A 17,598-nucleotide genomic window follows, 5' to 3' on the forward strand; every position below is an offset into this window, starting at 1 on the left:
CACGATCCGCACTTTCAAATACACCCGGCATGCGGCCGCGTCGATCTCAGCACGCCCCTCTCTTGGCGTGCTCAGCCGGTCTCTGACAGAAACTGATTTCACCGTTACCATTCAGCAAGGTTCTGTTGCCGTACCCAATCAGCTCGCTCATTGCGAAACCATGACACGTTAGTGTCACACCGCTCGAACGAGCCATCCGGGCCACGCAATATTCAACCTGACTGATCAAAACGCCGAGGTTCATCATCGGCGTGACCGTGCTCATTCGTTCCCCAATGTGTTTCGTGTCACTCGTATCAAACCGTCCGTTTCGCGGAGTCGTCGCGTCGTCGCGTCGTCGCGTGACGCTCCACCCTTGACCCTCAGCTATCAACTCTTAGCCGATGGTTTTTCCGGCGGTCGGGGCCAAGCGTGTCTCCGGGCTTTCAAGCCGCAGCCGCGCGGCCCGTGCCGCCTGCCTGCTCATTCACTCGCGCAAGAGGACACACATGAAAACGAAACTTATCGCAGCGCTCATTGCAGCAGCGCTGGCTCAAGTCGCCCTTCCTTCGCAGGCGCAAGTTGCCGGCTCGCAGACTCTCGGTATCACCGTGCAGGAATCCACCGCCATCCTGGGCGGCTGGAGTATCAAGAAATCCATCCTCAACAAGCCGGTCGTCAATGAAAACGGCGAGCGCGTCGGCGTGATTCACGACATCATCGTGGCGCCGGACAAGTCGGTGTCGTTTGCGATTGTCGCGGCCAGCCAGTTTGCCGGCGTCTCGCATCACGACGTCGCCATTCCTATCGAGCAACTCGACATAGTCGGCGGCAAGATCGTATTGGCGGGTGCAACGAAGGCGGCAATCAAGGCGCTGCCAGAGTTTGAGTACGCGAAGATGCCCGCGACGCCGAAACCCCGCGCGGACTTCCCCGACCATCATTAAAATTGATTTGAATTGATCGCGGGTTGGCTGCGGCGTTGGGCTGGACGTCGCAGCAAGTGACACACGTCCCGCGAGGGTCAGCCCGGCAGCTTCGCTGCCAATACATCGATCTTCATGATCTGCGGCGGCGCGGCGAGCAGTTCGCCCGCCTTCGCCAACAGTGCCTCGGCGACCTTGCCGGAAAGATGCGCGTCGCGACCGGCTTCATCGGGGAAAGCATCGAAGATTCCAAACGTGTTTGCGTTCAACCGCAGCGCGAACCATGCGGTCGTGGCAGGCTCTTGCTCGACGAGCGGGAGGCCGCCCAACAAGAACGCCTCGACATCCCTCTCCTTTCCGGGTTTTGCTTCCAACCGGACCCACAATGCTGTCTTGACCATGTCATCCTCCGTGGATTCGCGTCTTCCATCTGGAAACGCGTACATCGATCATAAAACTTGCGTCGCCTGCGTGGCGGTGCTTATCCGCAAAAGCGCGGCAAGCACCGCAGTAACAGCAGCGAAAACAGCAGCGAAAAAGGTACCCGCGACTGGACGCCACGGGATCTTTCACATGTCCATACCCTTGGCGCCCATCACGCCGGCACGCTCTCCGCCTTGTCGGCCCGCGCCCATACTCGATGTTTTGATAACGCTGCAATAAACGCCTTCATCACGTTCTTCGTGTCGCTGCCTACGCTGATGCCTTCGTCACCGGTCGGCAGATGCGCGGCCGCCAGCACGTCCTCCCCGTCACCCACTGCGCCGATCGCCTTGAGATGCTTGAACGATTCGAGTACGAAGTGGCGGGCATCGCCGGATTCGGACAGGAGCTTCGCGCTCGCCGCGCCGCCGGCCACCACTACGCCATCGAACATGATCGATGGCAAGCCGAGAATAGTTGCATCGACTTCCACGCCGTCGCCCAACGTACCTAGCTGCGGCGCGACCACCTTCGCATGCGCGCCTTGCGCTGTCAGCGCATCCTTGATCGCCTTGATGGTGGCAACGTCCGCCCCCTTCGCGGCAAGAATGGCAACCTTGCGCGTCTTCACCGACGGCTTGGTTTTCGCGACAATGCTCAACGCCGGTGACTCAGCCAGCGACGACTTACCCAATTCCGCCGCGCTTGCGCTCGCCTTTGGCGCCGGCAGGCCGAGATTATCGGCAACACGCGCGCACAGTTCACTGTCGATATTCGCCAGGATTCCAAGCTGCCGTTCGCGGATGAACTTGCGCTCGACCTTGCTCAGCTCGAACGAATACGCGCCCACGATGTGATCCTTCTCCGGCTTCGTCATACTGTTCCAGAACAGCGTGGCTTGCGAATAATGGTCGGCGAACGACTCGCTGCGCTGGCGGATCTTCACGGCATCCACGCGCTCCGGATAGGTCTCGAACCCACCGCCAATCGCAGCGGGTTCGGTTTCCTTTGGCCAGCCGCTGTCGATGGAATTGGGTTCGTACGAAGCCTGCCCGCGATTCACCGTCATCCGGTGTTTCGCATCGCGCTGGTTGTTGTGCATCGGCGCGATGGTGCGGTTGATCGGGATCTCATGAAAGTTTGGACCGCCCAGCCGGCTGATCTGCGTGTCCGTGTACGAGAACAAACGGCCTTGAAGCAGCGGATCGTTCGAGAAGTCGATGCCCGGCACAATGTGCCCCGGACAGAACGCCACCTGTTCCGTTTCCGCGAAAAAGTTATCCGGATTGCGGTTGAGCGTGAGCTTGCCGAGCATGGTGATCGGGACGATTTCCTCTGGAATGATCTTGGTCGGATCGAGCAGGTCGAAGTCGAACGAATGCTCGTCGTCCTCCTCCACAATCTGTACGCCCAGTTCCCACTCGGGATAGTCGCCCATATCGATGGCTTCCCACAGATCGCGCCGATGAAAATCCGCATCCTTGCCGGCCAGCTTCTGCGCTTCGTCCCACAAGAGCGAGGCCGAACCAATGGTCGGACGCCAGTGGAATTTAACGAACCTGCCCTTGCCCTCTGCATTCACCAGACGAAACGTATGGATACCGAATCCTTCCATGGTGCGCAGGCTGCGCGGGATCGCGCGATCCGACATGGTCCACAACACCATGTGCGCGGACTCCGGCACGAGCGAGACGAAGTCCCAGAATGTGTCGTGGGCTGAGCCGCCCTGCGGCATTTCGTTATGCGGTTCCGGTTTGACTGCATGAACGAAGTCGGGGAACTTGATCGCGTCCTGAATGAAGAAGACGGGCATGTTGTTACCGACCAGGTCGAAGTTTCCTTCTTCGGTGTAGAACTTGACGGCAAAACCACGCACGTCGCGCACGGTGTCCGCCGAGCCGCGTGAGCCCTGCACCGTCGAGAATCGTACGTACACCGGCGTTTCCTTGTTCGGGTCAAGCAGGAACGCCGCTTTCGTCAGGTCCGTATGCGCCTTGTATGGCTTGAACACGCCATGCGCGGCTGAACCGCGTGCATGCACGATGCGCTCGGGAATCCGCTCGTGATCGAAGTGCGTGATTTTTTCACGCATGATGAAATCTTCGAGCAGCGAGGGTCCGCGAGGACCCGCTTTAAGCGTGTTCTGGTTATCGGAAACCTTGACGCCCTGGTTTGTCGTCAGGGCTTGATTCGTCGCGTCCGAGCGGAACTGCTCGAGACTGTCGAGCTTCGGATTGGTGTTGTTTTGTGAGGGTGTGCGCGCAACTGCGCTGGTATTTTTTGACGGCGCGGGCGCGCCAGCATTCTTCTTCGAGGTCGGCATCGGGGGAACTCCAGTGTGCAGTTGAAGTGGCGCATTCGACATGCGCTCGTTCGTCCGTTCGCAACTTGTGTTCCCGCCGATGCCGTGGCTCAAACCCTCGGCAATTGCCCGCTATTTCGCTTCAATCTTGCGTTGCTGCAGTGCGCGAATCCGCCCCATGGCTTCATGATCGGTCGTCGCGGCTTGATACATCTTCGCTAGATCCGCCTTCAGTTGCGTGCGCGAACCGCCATCGAGATAGATCATGTGACCGGACGGATAGAATTTCGCCGTTAAATTAGCCCGCACGGTTTTATCGATGAGCGGCATTTGCTGCAGGTCCAGCACGGTCTGGTAGAACGGCGTCACGAAGTCGTAGAAACCATTCGCCGACAGCACCTTCAAGTCGATGTTGAGCGCCATCACCGCAGCCAGGTCACCCGCCGTATAGAGAATGATGTTGCCCTTCGCGTCCACGCCCTTCTGGGCGCCCGTCGGGTCCGTGTGATGGAAGTCCCAGTTGGCGAAAGCCTGGTCGTTGAGGTCCGTGAACGACGACGTGGACGTGAACTTCAGCTGCTCGTTCAGGTACTCGTTCCACATTGCCGTATAAACCCCGGTCACCGCCGTCATGGTGGGGTCGTTGCCGCCGGAATTCGGATCGATCTTGCCCGCGATACCCGTCGAAATAGCGGTCACGCGGCCATCGTAGGAACCTAGCGCCACGCCTTTGGACTTCAGCAGCGTGGTCAGAAAGAGCGAGTTGCCGCGGCTGTCGTAAGAAGCTACGTCGAGACTCCAGGCGATCAGCGTGGCTTTGTCGATACCCGTGTATTCGGACAGTTTCTCCACGGTGTCGTCGTCCGTCTGCGGGAATTTGCGCAGCGCCGCGAGGTAATCCGTGCGTGCGAACTGCGCGACTTCCTCGGAGAACGTCAACAAATCCGTGGGCCGTGGATGCACACCCAGTTTGCGATGAAACCAGGCATCGGCAGCGGCCGTTGGCAACGCGCCCACCGGATTGCCTGATTGCGTGTAGTCGAGAATCGACGACTGCAGCGTGATGCCGTTCAGGTCCACGCCATCTTCGTGCAAGAGGTACGCGAGCACGCAACTGCGCGCCGTGCCGTACGACTCGCCGTACAGGAATTTCGGCGAATTCCAGCGATTATTTTTCGTCAGGAAGCGCTTGATAAATTGCTTGAGCGAATTCGCGTCCTGGTCGACGCCCCAGAAGTCGCAATTCTTGTTCGGCGCAATGGCCGCCGAATAACCGGTGCCGACGGGGTTGATGAAGACCAGATCGCTCTTGTCCAGCAAGCTGTCCGGGTTGTCCTCCATCTGGTAGGGCGCGGGCGGCGTGAACGCAGGCGTCGAAGTCTTGATGCGTTGCGGCGCGAAGGATCCGAGCAGCACGAATACCGACGACGACCCCGGTCCGCCGTTATAGAAAAACGTGACCGGGCGTGATTCCTCAGTTTGATTATCCTGTGTGAACGCCACGTAGAACAACTTGGCGTCGGGCTTTGAACTGCTCGGATCGACAATCACAAGATGCCCGGCCGTCGCCGTGTAGTCGATCGTCTTGCCGCCTATGACGGCCGAGTGATGGGTGATGGCGGCGTTTTCGTCAGTCTGGGTCGCGTCGATGGAATCGTCGGGACCGTTGCCGTAAGCGGTGGGATCAAAGTAAGGCTGGTCCCCCGCTGTTGATGACCCGTTTGAAGAGCCAGATGAAGACCCGGTTGGAGGCGTGCCTGAAGGTGTTTTTGAAGATGTTTTAGAAGATGTCTTTGCCGCTGAACTGGAGTTCGTCATGATTGCTCCCTTGCCGGTGTTGTTGGAGTTCTTGCCTGGCCCATCGTCACAACTTATCTAACGTCACTTATCTAACGTCACTTATCTGATCTTGACCTGCAACCGCTACTTCAGCGCAGCCGCGACTTTCACTCCGTCCGGGCTGCCCAGCCCCGTACAGGCATCCCATCCCGCCGACGCCTCGAAGCTGCCGTTGTTACCCTGCGTGATGTCGTGGCCCGCTGTCTTCGCAGCGTACAGCTTCGGGTTGAGGAAACCCACCGGCTTACCCGCCGCCGCGTTGATCCGGGCGATGAGCCCCGCCCATAGCGGTGCAACCGCACTTGTGCCACCCACTACGGTTGATGTCCCGCCGATAATCACATCGTAGCCCGTGACCGGCGACGCGTCGCCTGCGACATCGGGCACGCCGCGCTTGGTCAGCGCCGACTTCCCGCCGCTGACCCGCGTGACGCTCAAGCCGGTCTGCCAGACCGGCAGCGCAAACACGGCACTTACGCCGCCACCGCCCGCGCCGCCCTGCTCGCCGTCGTTCCACACCACTTCGCTGGTGATCCCGCTCGCCGATGCCCGCAGCTGAGTCCCGCCGCACGCGAGCACATAGGGGCTCGACGCCGGGAAGTCGACATGATCTTGCCCGTCCGCGGCGCCGTCGCTGGAACCGCTGTCGCCGGAGGCCACACACACGGTCACGCCAAGTACCGCGGCGGATTGCAGGACTTCGTCGAATGCGTTTTGCGACTGCGACGTCCAGTTGGTTTCCGGGCCGCCCCAACTGATCGAGATAACCGATGGCTTGTTGGTATCGTCGTGGATCGCGCGGTTGACGGCGTCGATAAAACCCGCGTCGCTGTTGGCCGTGAAATACACCGCGATGCGCGCGCCCGGAACGATCGCGCCGACCAGTTCAATGTCCAGCGTCACCTCGCCGTCAGGCCCGTTCGGATTTCCCGTCGGCGCGTTGTTGGCCTGGTCGACGCCCACTGCAACCACGTTCGGCTGTGCCACGCCCAATTGCGAAAAATAGGCGCTCAGGTCGCTTTCGCTATATCCCCCGCCCAGCTCGATAATGCCGACACACTGGCCGCTGCCGTCGCCGCCTGGGAAGTCGTAGAGCCGCGCGAGATCGAGCGGCGTGTACGACGTGCTGGCTTCGCTGCGCGCTGTCTTGAACGGCGGCCGGAAACGGAAATGCGGGCGCGCCTGCGGGCGGCTGTCGAGACCCAGCACAGCGGTCACCATGTCTTTCATGTCGTCCGGCACATTCACCGGTCCCGTGCGCCCGCGATACTCGCCAATCGCGTGATGTTCGAAGCGCTCCAGCTTGACGCCGAAGGCCGTGCTGAACTGGGCGATGGTGCCCGACAGCACCACGCTGCGCGAGCCTGCATCGGCGCGAACTACGCTCAAGCCATGCGCCTTCGCGAAGTCTTCCGTCTTGGCGACATCCGCAGTGGATGCCCCGAAGCGTTTGCCGAACTCCTCGCGAGAAACCGGCACGGCGTCGGCGGCGCCCGTATTGATCTTTTGCATCAACTGGCGGAATGCGTCCTCGTTTTGCCGCCGTAGCATCACGACTACTTCGATTTTTTCGTCCGGATTGCATGCGCCGACGCAATGTGCGCCTTCGGGTTGCGACTTGTCGCTGCCGGCTATCGGATGCTTGCTCATGACTTGTGGCTCCTTGCTGGTACGCGAAAATTCGTGTCACGCGGATTCAGGGTTCGAGATGACTTACCAGCGACACCCTCTATTCCGGGGACCCCTGCTTGCTTCAGCCTGTTATCCGACACGGTGCGACGGGCACAGTTCCAGCATAGGCAAACGATTGCCCTCTGCTTATGCATCGGTGTCAGAAGACTGTCAATTCGGCGTCGCCCGCGGTTTTGCGCTTGCTTCGGGGTAGATCACAGTGCCGTCGGGCTGCGGTAAAGCTTCCGGCGTAAGGGTCGCGGGCCTGACCTGATGCGGGCCCATGATGTGCAGCACAGTCTCGCCTCGCGCGAGCAGATAATCCGCCACGATCCGCCGATGGCATCGCCACCACACTGCTTCCGAGCACATGATCGCGCAGCGCTGCTCGCGGCCAAGGTCCAGCAGTGCTTCCAGGGCTTCGCGGAAAGGTTCGCCAAGCGCGTAGTCGGCGTAATTGCGGAACGCCGGATGGGTCCAGTAGGTGTTCGGTGACAATTGGTCCGTATTGCGCCTGCCGCGCCGCCCGCCCAACGCCGCAATATGCGCGTAGGCAACACCCTGCGCGCACAGCGAAGCCGGCAGTGTGTCCAGGTTGAATTGCGGATGGGTCCGCGATCTCGGAATGCTGCGGACATCGACCAGCATTTCAATCTCGCTTTCTTTGAGCAAGCCGGCAAATTCCGCCAGCGGACGCGTCGAATGACCAATGGTGAAAAAAGGCGCGTTCATTTGGCGATCCATGGATCCGGCAATTTTCGGTGCGCTCGTCAGGACCGGTCTTCCGGATATTCCCGCCGTCCATCGCCGGACAGCCACGGTTCGCGGCGGATGCACCAGAGTTCGTAGGACGGCTCGAGGAAGCCGGTTTCGTCGAAGGCGCCAATCGGCAGTTCGATCTCGTCATTGTTGACGTAAGCCATGTACGCTACCGACCCGCATACCGGGCAGAAGTGGCGGCGGGCATCGGCGGAGCTTTGCCAGGCTTTGGTCGCACCCGACATGGTGACCTGCTCCTGCGCATAGACCGCGTACGCGCCAAACGCCGAACCATGCACGCGGCGGCACGTCATGCAATGGCAAAGACCGACGCGATCCGGCCTCGCCGTCGCCGTAAAGCGCCACGCACCGCACGCGCACCCGCCGTCATGTCGAACTTCCTGACCCGTGTTCTGAATCATGTCGTTCATCGCAGCCTCCCTATAATCTGGTATCTGTTATCTACTGGCATGCAGAACCCTGTGACCCGGGGAGCGACGGCCATGGCAACAATCTTAGTAGCAATCCGCCTGGTAGCAACCTGCGCGCCGCATCGGATTGGCGACGTGCAAAAAAATGCGGTTTTGCTACGATGACACCCCCACGAGACGGAGATGGCACTCATGAAGCACGTATCCCTGCTGGCTCTGCTCCCCTCCGGCGCGACGGTTACCGCCGCGACCGGGCCGTACGCAATACCGGCCGCTCCCGATCTCGCTGCACATGTGCTGTCGCACGAACGCTATGACGCTGCCGAGAACGCGCCGTCTGCGCGCAAGGATTACAAAAACGTGCACGTCGCCGATGTCATGACCGACGAGTACGTGTTCCCGCTTGGAGAAACCGGCAAGTCGATCGTGCTGTCTGGTTATCAGATTGCGGCGGGATTTCTCGCTGAACGGGCTGCCGACGAATGGCTGCAACTTGCGCGCCAACAGCACGCGGCCAATGGCGGCGTAGACACCGATGGCACGCGGCACGTACCCGATCCCGCTGAAGCCGATCAGTTGATGGATCGTGCGCTCGAATCCGCCGAACGCATTCTTGCGCCGTTCGAATCGACGCCGGTCGCGTCGTTATTCGAAACGCACTATCGCGGCGCTCGCGAATTTCTTCGCCTGAGCTGGGAAGGTTTGCCGGAAGACCTGGTGCCCAAGTCGCGACGGCCGGCCGTGGTGTCGAAAGCCGCTGCGGACCTGGCGCCGGCATCGGCATCGGCCGGGCAGGACTACGACCCCTACGGGCTGGAGGGCACGAGCGATTACGACGTTGACAAGCCGTTGGCATATCGCGAAAAGACCGGCCCGTTCCTGCTGACCATGACATATCGACATGAATATCCGCAGGTCGACGATGAACGGCTCGGCACCGCGTTCGCGGTATTTCACGAGGCGGGCACGGATATCGTGGCGGCCGCGGTCGAATTGAAACTCGTGAAAGTGCCGCCCATCCAGAGCAGCGCAGACCTCGTTTATGTCCTCGATACCTACTCCGGCGAAATGCTGTCCCTCGCGCTCGCCGCCGCCGAAGCGCTTGGGGCCGAGCGCCTGTGCAGCGTGTTCAATACGCACCGCGTGGTGTATATCAGCACGTGGGAAGTGAGGAAACCGTGGCGTGGCCAAGGCCTGGGGATCGCGTTGCTGCGAGAGGCGTTGCAACGCCTGCCCGCCGACCCCGATGGGCGTCCCGATGCGTTATGCGTCGCGCCCGAGCCCTACCAGACCGAGGTTCGGTATCTCGGCCAGTTACCGCCCGCGTTGCGCGCCGAGGTCGATGCACCCGCGCACAGGCTCACCCGGCACCTGACGGAATGGTTGGACCGTGCAAACCTGCCGAATGTGAAGACGCATTTTTTCATCCCGATGGCCAAGCACGCAGGCATTGGCTCGGCGGGTGAAAACGCGCGGCTGATCGACCGGATCATGGAAAGTGAAGCCTGATCCGGTGCTTGTCGTCATCGATATGCAGGCGAAACTGATGCCGCATATCGATAACGGCGCGGCTGTTCTGCGGCGTTGTTTAGCGCTGGTGAAAGCAGCCGATATGCTCGATATCCCGGTACTTGTCACCGAACAGAATTCGCGCGGCCTGGGCGCGAGCGTCGATGGCCTGATTGGCGAACGGCATTGCGTGATCGAGAAGGAAACGTTCGACGCAACACTGTGTCCGGACTTCGTGGCGGCATTGCCATCGAAGGAAACCGCGCTGTTCGTGGCCGGTTGCGAAGCGCATGTTTGCGTGTTGCTGACTGTAACCGGCTTGCTGAAACTGGGCTATACGGTGGAACTGATCGCCGATGCGGTCGGCTCCCGCATGCCGGAGAATAAGGCAATCGCGCTGGCAAGAGCACAACGCGAGGGCGCGTTTCCCACCACCGCGGAAACCGCGATCTTCGGCTGGTTGGGAAGCTGCCGGCATCCGCGTTTCAGGGACGCGTTGACGCTGATCAAATAGCATCGGTAGAAGCGCCCCCAGCCATGCATGCCGATCATGGCTGGCATGAGCATATTTCGATTGTTGCGGGTTTTTGGCCTGCCTAGAGTGCTTTCACGCGTACGTTACGTACGCTCAGGTAGCGCTCCGGGATGCCGAGACGATATCGCAAGTGAATCGCGCAAGTGAATCGCGCGATTGAATCGCGCGAGCGAATCCCGCGAGTGAATCCAGATCTCCCGCTCTCCGACTTTTCTGCTCAAGGCCACCATCATGACGACTCGCCTTTCCCGCCTCGCCCGGCGCCTCTTCGTGGCTTCGGCTTTCGCCGTGCCCTTGGCGGCCACGGCCACCTTCGCCCACGCGGATGCCCTTGATACCGTGCAGAAAAACGGCGTGCTCCGGGTTGGCGTATTCATGGACTATCCGCCGTTCGGCTCTATCGGTCCGGATATGAAACCCCAAGGTTACGACATCGAGATGGCCGACTATCTGGCCAAGACCATGAAGGTGAAAGTCGACCTCGTACCGATCACCGGCGAAAACCGCATGGCTTATCTCGCCACCGGCAAGGCCGACGTGCTGCTGAGCGTAGGCCAGACGCCGGAGCGCGAGAAAGTGCTCGATTTTTCGCGGCCGTATGCGCCGTACTATCTCGCGGTATTCGGACCGAAGTCGTTGCCGGTGAAAAGCGAAAAGGATCTGGCAGGCAAGACGATCTCGGTAGCGCGCGGCACGCTGGAAGACCTGAGCGTAACGAAAGTCGCACCGCCGGACGCGACGATCAAGCGTTTCGACGACCCCAATGGCGCCATTTCGGCGTTTCTGTCGGGGCAGGTTCAGTTGATGGTGGTGGGCAACGACGTGGGCGCAACGATCATTGCGCGTAATCCACCGATCGCACCTGAGCAGAAATTTGCGCTTTTCAGTTCGCCCGATCATGTCGCGGTGAACAAGGGCGAGACACGCCTGCTGAAGGAAGTGGATGCGGCTGTGTTGAAAGCGAAGAATGACGGCACCCTGAACAAGCTCTCGACGAAGTGGCTCAAAGCGCCGTATCCGAGCGATTTGTAAAGCAGGCTGAAACGTAGGCGATGTGAAATGCAAACTGCCACCAAAAGGTGGCAGTTTGCATTTCTGGTTAGTGCGGTCACCACCAGCTTTAAGCCGCCTTCGGTTATTTTGAAAGCGCTTTGTTTTGACTGATTTATATTCACCGCGCCTGGTGCTGTCCCTTGGCCGCCTCTCTCGACAAAACGGGCTTGTTTCCAAGCCCGGTAAGCTCACAGTTGGAGGAAGGATTTAATCGCGTATTTGGCCGCTCCGAGTTCCTCCGCCGTTACGGTTTCGCCCCTGAAGTTGACCTCTCGGGCGATGTAGCTCCAACTCCGAATCTGATCGACGAGAGCCACGCCTGGGCGCTTGAGGCTCTTGAGCGGAATCTCGGTCGCCCACTCTCTCACAGTGGAGGTGATGGGCAGACCGGTGAAGCGGCCGGTGATCTCATTCACGACTGAATCGGAGATGATCAGGACCGCGCGATAGCCGTCCTGTTCATTGCCTTTGGACGGGCCGACGTGCAACCTGACCACGTCGCCGGCGTCCGGTATTCCATTCTTCATTCGATACCCTCACGTGTCGGGTCTTGCGGCCCCCCCCATTCATCACCAACCGGATCACCGAAATCAATTTCGTCGTGGCGTTGGAGCTTGCCCTCCTTAAACTGCTGAATCAGGCGCTCGCGCGAGAACCGCGGAATGGCGCTATGTGCGCGCACGACCAGTTGGCCGTCCTGGACCTCAACATCGACTTCCTGGCCTTCAATGAGCGAGGCTTCGGCAGCGAGATTGGACGGAATGCGCACGGCGAGGCTGTTGCCCCATCGTTTTACAGTTTGAACTGCCATATGCCCCTCTTGTGTATCAACACGTTGCTACAATCGATTTTATATATTGCAGCACAGAGTGTCAACGCGTCGATACAGGCGAGTTGCAAGCTTCCTGACCGTACATGTTCGGCATAGCGCAGTCACTTGGACTCCTGCAACTGAGCGAGTCAATGAATGAGTAAACCGCCGGTTAGCTAACCGGACAGCCCGCCCGAGCCCGATGAACCTCACTGCGAGCACCCCGATTTACCGATGAATGTAGCCCTTACCTGCAATCGTGAATCGCAAGCACCGCGAGAGCGCGGCCCTCATCGATGGCACCGGATTTGCTGACTCTCATCGTCTCCCTTCGCCTCATTGGCTTGCACTCCGCAATGCCCAAGCGAATGGCATCAGCGCCTCTGTCAGCCAGACACGCCGACTCTCTCCGGGCGCGTCCAGCCAAACTCTGCGCTAACTCGATCGAGCGAGGAGCTTTATATCGCCATGCGCCACATCAATGTTCCCCACAACAGCGACTCAGACCCCGAATCGGACGAAACAATAAAACCGTCCCGCCGCAAGTTCCTGCAATCCGCAGCAGCAGCGGTAGCCGTCACCGCCGCGCCGCTCGCCCATGCGCAGCAACCGGCAGCGACTTCCGCACCGCCGCCTCCAACGACAATGCCCTCCGCGGCCGCGCCGCTCATGCCCGTGAAGCTGACCATCAACGGCCACGCTTACGAAATGCAACTCGAAGCACGCACGACCCTGCTGGACGCATTGCGCGAATACGCAAGCCTCACCGGCACGAAGAAAGGCTGCGACCGGGGCCAATGCGGCGCGTGCACGGTGATCGCGAATGGTCGCCGCATCAACTCGTGCCTGACGCTCGCCGTCATGCACGAGGGCGAATCAATCATCACCGTGGAAGGACTCGCCAACGCGCAGACGCTCACCCTCAGCCCGATACAAAAGGCGTTCATCGATCATGACGCGTTCCAGTGCGGTTTCTGTACGCCCGGTCAACTGTGTTCGGCAACCGCGCTGATAGACGAATTCCGTGCCGGCGACGCCAGCGCCGCGACCGCCGATGTCCGCTTCCGTCCGCCCCAACTCTCCGACGATGAAATCCGCGAACGCATGAGCGGCAATATCTGTCGCTGTGGTGCGTACCCGAACATTGTCGCGGCGGTGAAAACCGTCGCGATCAATAAAGCTTAGGAGCGCCACATGGATGCCATCTCTTACGAACGCGCCACTGACGTGAGCGCGGCGATCAAGGCAGCGCAGCAGCCGGGTGTCGCGTTTATCGGCGGCGGAACGAATCTGCTCGACCTGATGAAAGGCGGAGTCGCGCGGCCGGTGAAGCTCGTCGACATCACGCATATAGCCGGCCTGAACACGGTGAGCGAGCTGCCCGACGGCGGCCTGCGGATTGGTGCGCTGGTTCGCAACAGCGACGCCGCGAATCATGCATGGATTCGCGAACGGTATCCGCTGCTGTCGCAGGCGTTCCTCGCGGGTGCATCGGCGCAGTTGCGCAACATGGCAACCGTTGGCGGCAACCTGATGCAACGCACGCGCTGTTATTACTTCTATGACACCGGCTTTCCCCAATGCAACAAACGCACCCCCGGAAGCGGCTGCGCAGCGATAGAAGGCAACAGCCGCATCCACGCCATCCTCGGCGCAAGCGCGCAATGCATCGCGACGAATCCATCCGACATGAACGTGGCACTCGCCGCGCTCGATGCCGTGGTGCGCGTGAACGGCCCCCAGGGTGAACGCACCATTGCGTTCGCGGAGTTTCATCGCTTACCGGGCGATCATCCTGAAGTCGATACCACGCTGCAGCCTGGCGAATTGATCACGTCCGTCGATCTGCCGCCTCCGTTGTTCGCGCAGCACTCGCATTACCTGAAGGTGCGTGACCGCGCGAGCTACGCGTTCGCGCTTGTCTCGGTGGCCGCCGCATTGCAGATGGACGGCAACACCGTGAGGACGGCGCGCATTGCGCTGGGTGGCGTCGCGCACAAACCGTGGCGTGCCACGGCGAGTGAGCAAGCGCTCACTGGCCAGCCGTTATCGCGCGACTCGTTGCGTAGCGCCGCGGCGCTTGCTGTTCGCGACGCGCGGAGTTATCGCGAGAATGGCTTCAAGATCGAACTGGCGCAGCGCGCGATTATCCGCGCGGTGTCGACTGCAGGAGGTGTGGCATGAGTGTTCTTGGACAACCGCTCGACCGCACCGACGGTCTTCTGAAAGTCACGGGCCAGGCGAAATATTCCGCCGATAACCCCGAAGCGAAGCTCGCCCATGCGGTGCTGGTGACAAGCACGATCGCGCATGGCAGGGTCGCTTCAATGGATACCGCGCGCACCCAAGCCATGCCCGGCGTGCTGCTCGTGATGACTCACGAAACCGCGATGCGCCTGCCCAATGGCGGCAAACCCGATGCCGAGCCGCCGGCCGTGCGCAGATTGTCGCTCCTGCAAACCGACGAAGTGCGCTACAGCAACGAGCCCGTGGCCGTAGTCGTTGCTGATACGCTGGAACGGGCAACCGATGGCGCCCGCAAACTCCAGGCATCGATTCGTTACGAAGCCGCGACGCCGAACGCGGACTATCAGCGCGCGAAAGGCACTGCTTACCAGCCGGAAAAAATGATGGGCCGGCCAATCAACACACAGCGCGGCGATGTGGCTGCCGGTCTGCTCCAGGGCCCTACTCGACTCGACGTGGTCTACACCACGCCGAACGAACACCACAATCCGATGGAGCCGCACGCCACGCTTGCTCGCTGGGATGGCCCAAACCTCACCCTCTACGATGCAACGCAAGGTGTCTCCGGCGCACGCGGCGCGGTGGCGAAAACGCTCGGCATCCCAGAGGCGAACGTGCGCGTGCTCTGCCCGTTCGTCGGCGGCGGCTTTGGATGCAAAGGTTCCGCGTGGTCGCATGTCGTGCTCGCCGCCATGGCCGCGAAGCAAACCGGCCGCCCGGTTCGCCTCGTGCTGGAGCGTCCGCAGATGTTCGGCATGGTCGGCAACCGGCCGTTCACAGACCAGCATATCCAGATCTCGGCCCGCGACGACGGCACGCTCACCGGCATGCGCCATGACGTGATCTCGACCACGTCGACGTTCGAAGACTGGAACGAGAGCTCAGCCATCCTCACGCGCATGCTGTATGCCGTGCCGAACCAGGCGACCACGCACAAGCTGGTGAAACTCGATGTCGGCACACCGACGTTCATGCGCGCGCCCGGAGAAACGAGTGGCTCGTTCGCGCTCGAATCCGCGATGGATGAAATGGCGTACGAGCTGAACATGGACCCGCTCGCTTTCCGGCTGAAGAACTATGCCGAGATGGAGCCGCAGGAAAAGAGGCCGTGGTCGGAGAAGTCTTTGCGCGAGTGTTATCAGATTGGCGCCGACAAATTCGGCTGGTCGAGGCGTAATCCGAAACCACGGTCCATGCGCGACGGCAACACGCTGATCGGTCTTGGCATGGCGACGGCAACCTATCCGGCGAACCGCAGCGAGGCATCCGCGATTGCGCGCATCTTGCCGGACGGCACGGCGATGGTCGCATCGGGCACGCAGGATCTCGGCACCGGCACTTATACCGTGATGACGCAGGTGGCCGCCGACGCGTTAGGCTTCCCGATGGATAAGGTCGAGTTCGCACTCGGCGATTCGTCGCTGCCGCACGCGCCGGTGTCGGGCGGTTCGCAGTCGGTGGCGAGCGTATCGCCTGCCGTGCGCGCGGCGGCGTCGCAGGCGCGCGCCAAGTTGATCGCCATGGCGATAGCGGACTCGGGTTCGCCGCTAAGCGGAGGTTCCACCGACGATGTCACTGTCGACAACGGCTGGATCATCAGCCGCGCTGATCCGTCGAAGCGCGATCCGGCTGCCGCAGTGATCGCGCGCAACGGCGGCAAGCCGATTGAAGCGATGGCGACCACCAAGCCCGGCGATGAAAAACAGCAGTTCGCGTTTCACTCGTTCGGCGCGGTGTTCACGGAAGTTCACGTCGATGCCGATCTGGGCACAATCCGCGTGCCGCGCATTGTGGGGGTATACGACGTCGGCAGCCTGCTCAACGAAAAGACCGCTCATAGCCAGTTGATGGGCGGCCTTGTGTGGGGCATCGGCTCCGCGCTGACCGAGAAGAGCGAACTCGATGCGCGTTATGGCCGCTACACCAATGCCAACCTTGCCGAGTATCACGTGCCGGTAAACGCCGATATCGGTTTGCTCGACATCACCTTGCTGGGCAAACCCGATGCGCATATCAACCCGCTCGGCGCGCGCGGGATTGGCGAGATCGGCATTACGGGGGTGGCCGGATCGATCGCGAATGCCGTGTATCACGCGACCGGTGTGCGGGTGCGCGATTTGCCGATCACGCTAGACAAGGTGATGCCGAAAACAACGGTCTGACGTTTTTGTCAGGAAAACCGTGCGGGTGCATTTGCGGTGCATGCCGCGCGGTTTATTTTCGTGCTTGCGGCATGCCTCGGTGCTTGTCAGAATCGACGCTTCTTACTATCAGGAAGCCGGCCATGAGTTATTCATCGAGTGCGACCGGCATTGTGCTGGCAGCCGGTTACGGTTCCCGATTCGACCCAAGCGGTCTTCACAACAAACTTCTCGCCACGCTCCCTGACGGCACGCCGGTCGTATTCCAGTCCGCTCGGCGATTGCTGTCGGCGGTGTCACGGGTGGTGGCAGTGGTGCGGCCGGGGTCGGAAAAGCTGGCGGAGGTGTTGAACGAAGCGGGCTGCGACGTGATGTTTTCCATCGATGCCGAGCGCGGCATGGGCGCGACGCTTGCCGCTGCAGTTCGAGCGACCCAGGACGCGCAAGGCTGGCTGGTCACGCTGGGCGATATGCCGTGGATCGAGCCGGGGACGGTCGAGGCGGTGGCGCGATCGCTGGACGCGGGGGCATCGATTGTTGCGCCGTTTTATCGCGGGCAAAGGGGACATCCGGCGGGGTTTGGCGCCATGCAGCTGGACGCGCTTAGCGCGCTCGATGGCGATGCCGGCGCGCGGGCGCTGTTTATGTCGGAAGCGGTCGAGCGCATCGATGTTGAGGACGCAAATATTTTGCGCGATGTGGATTTACCGGGGGATTTACAGCTGCATTGAGATTTCCTGGTACCGATCTTCCGCTGCGTCATACACGTCGCCGTCGCCGTCGTCGCGTTTGCCAACCGCGATGACAACAACCTTAGCAATCTCGTCCTGTACCCGATAGACAAGCCTAAATCCTCGGGTATGAAGCTTCATCTTGTAGCAGTCCTTCGTTCCGTGTCGCCGCGAAGCTGGAACTTTCGGGTTCGCAAACCTCTCGTCCGGCTTCCGCGCGAACTGCCGTCGCGTCTCGGCG

The 17,598-nt window shown here is 60.9% G+C and carries 16 protein-coding genes and 1 pseudogene; 8 read left to right on the top strand and 9 right to left on the bottom strand.

Features of this window, described 5'->3' with window-relative positions:
* The first annotated feature begins 488 nt into the window (after positions 1-488).
* The gene (locus tag BSU04_RS40280; RefSeq protein WP_089165780.1) at positions 489-926 is read left to right on the top strand and encodes a PRC-barrel domain-containing protein; all 438 of its coding nucleotides are present in this window, start codon (positions 489-491) and stop codon (positions 924-926) included.
* A 77-nt stretch (positions 927-1,003) separates the two neighbouring features.
* On the opposite strand, the gene BSU04_RS40285 is transcribed toward BSU04_RS40280, so the two are convergent.
* The 6 genes from BSU04_RS40285 to BSU04_RS40310 form a co-directional block, all read right to left on the bottom strand.
* Positions 1,004-1,306 (bottom strand): putative quinol monooxygenase, encoded by a 303-nt coding sequence (locus BSU04_RS40285; protein ID WP_089165781.1) that lies wholly within the window; start codon positions 1,304-1,306, stop codon positions 1,004-1,006.
* Between the two features lie 194 nt (positions 1,307-1,500).
* Complete coding sequence (gene katE / locus BSU04_RS40290) at positions 1,501-3,651, bottom strand: catalase HPII (protein ID WP_089165782.1); 2,151 nt, start codon at positions 3,649-3,651, stop codon at positions 1,501-1,503.
* A gap of 111 nt (positions 3,652-3,762) precedes the next feature.
* Complete coding sequence (locus tag BSU04_RS40295; protein WP_089165783.1) at positions 3,763-5,448, bottom strand: S10 family peptidase; 1,686 nt, start codon at positions 5,446-5,448, stop codon at positions 3,763-3,765.
* Positions 5,449-5,553: 105 nt separating this feature from the next.
* Positions 5,554-7,119 (bottom strand): S53 family peptidase, encoded by a 1,566-nt coding sequence (locus BSU04_RS40300; RefSeq protein WP_089165784.1) that lies wholly within the window; start codon positions 7,117-7,119, stop codon positions 5,554-5,556.
* 192 nt (positions 7,120-7,311) lie between these two features.
* The gene (locus tag BSU04_RS40305) at positions 7,312-7,872 is read right to left on the bottom strand and encodes a DUF488 domain-containing protein (protein ID WP_089165785.1); all 561 of its coding nucleotides are present in this window, start codon (positions 7,870-7,872) and stop codon (positions 7,312-7,314) included.
* A 38-nt stretch (positions 7,873-7,910) separates the two neighbouring features.
* The gene (locus BSU04_RS40310) at positions 7,911-8,330 is read right to left on the bottom strand and encodes a GFA family protein (protein ID WP_179258606.1); all 420 of its coding nucleotides are present in this window, start codon (positions 8,328-8,330) and stop codon (positions 7,911-7,913) included.
* Positions 8,331-8,522: 192 nt separating this feature from the next.
* On the opposite strand from BSU04_RS40310, the gene BSU04_RS40315 reads away from it, so the two are divergent.
* From BSU04_RS40315 to BSU04_RS40325, 3 genes are all read left to right on the top strand, one after another.
* Entirely contained in the window at positions 8,523-9,839 is a 1,317-nt protein-coding gene (locus tag BSU04_RS40315; protein WP_256983836.1) for an inositol monophosphatase, read from the top strand.
* Complete coding sequence (locus tag BSU04_RS40320; protein ID WP_256983837.1) at positions 9,829-10,353, top strand: isochorismatase family protein; 525 nt, start codon at positions 9,829-9,831, stop codon at positions 10,351-10,353. Before BSU04_RS40315 ends, BSU04_RS40320 begins: the two co-directional genes overlap by 11 nt.
* Positions 10,354-10,605: 252 nt before the next feature.
* Positions 10,606-11,406, top strand: coding sequence for a transporter substrate-binding domain-containing protein (locus BSU04_RS40325; protein ID WP_089165786.1), 801 nt, complete (start codon positions 10,606-10,608; stop codon positions 11,404-11,406).
* Between the two features lie 209 nt (positions 11,407-11,615).
* Here the strand turns inward: BSU04_RS40325 and BSU04_RS40330 are convergent, their stop codons facing one another.
* Both BSU04_RS40330 and BSU04_RS40335 read right to left on the bottom strand, forming a co-directional pair.
* Positions 11,616-11,954 (bottom strand): type II toxin-antitoxin system PemK/MazF family toxin, encoded by a 339-nt coding sequence (locus tag BSU04_RS40330; RefSeq protein WP_089165787.1) that lies wholly within the window; start codon positions 11,952-11,954, stop codon positions 11,616-11,618.
* A complete protein-coding gene (locus BSU04_RS40335) occupies positions 11,951-12,238 on the bottom strand; it encodes an AbrB/MazE/SpoVT family DNA-binding domain-containing protein (protein ID WP_089165788.1) in 288 nt (95 codons plus the stop codon). The genes BSU04_RS40330 and BSU04_RS40335 overlap by 4 nt, the downstream gene beginning before the upstream one ends.
* 468 nt (positions 12,239-12,706) lie before the next feature.
* Between BSU04_RS40335 and BSU04_RS40340 the strand changes: the two genes are divergently transcribed.
* From BSU04_RS40340 to BSU04_RS40355, 4 genes are all read left to right on the top strand, one after another.
* Positions 12,707-13,423: a 2Fe-2S iron-sulfur cluster-binding protein gene (locus BSU04_RS40340; RefSeq protein WP_089165789.1), complete on the top strand. Its 717-nt coding sequence runs from the start codon at positions 12,707-12,709 to the stop codon at positions 13,421-13,423.
* A gap of 9 nt (positions 13,424-13,432) precedes the next feature.
* Complete coding sequence (locus BSU04_RS40345) at positions 13,433-14,422, top strand: FAD binding domain-containing protein (RefSeq protein WP_089165790.1); 990 nt, start codon at positions 13,433-13,435, stop codon at positions 14,420-14,422.
* Complete coding sequence (locus BSU04_RS40350; protein WP_089165791.1) at positions 14,419-16,647, top strand: xanthine dehydrogenase family protein molybdopterin-binding subunit; 2,229 nt, start codon at positions 14,419-14,421, stop codon at positions 16,645-16,647. The genes BSU04_RS40345 and BSU04_RS40350 overlap by 4 nt, the downstream gene beginning before the upstream one ends.
* A gap of 122 nt (positions 16,648-16,769) precedes the next feature.
* Complete coding sequence (locus tag BSU04_RS40355; protein WP_089165792.1) at positions 16,770-17,357, top strand: nucleotidyltransferase family protein; 588 nt, start codon at positions 16,770-16,772, stop codon at positions 17,355-17,357.
* Here BSU04_RS40355 and BSU04_RS40360 read toward each other — a convergent pair.
* Positions 17,343-17,594 (bottom strand): annotated as a pseudogene (locus tag BSU04_RS40360) (type II toxin-antitoxin system RelE family toxin); the annotation flags it as partial. The gene BSU04_RS40355 and the pseudogene BSU04_RS40360 overlap by 15 nt on opposite strands.
* Between the last annotated feature and the right edge of the window lie 4 nt (positions 17,595-17,598).

The sequence above is a fragment of the Caballeronia sordidicola genome, assembly GCF_002220365.1.
Classification (GTDB): domain Bacteria; phylum Pseudomonadota; class Gammaproteobacteria; order Burkholderiales; family Burkholderiaceae; genus Caballeronia; species Caballeronia sordidicola_C.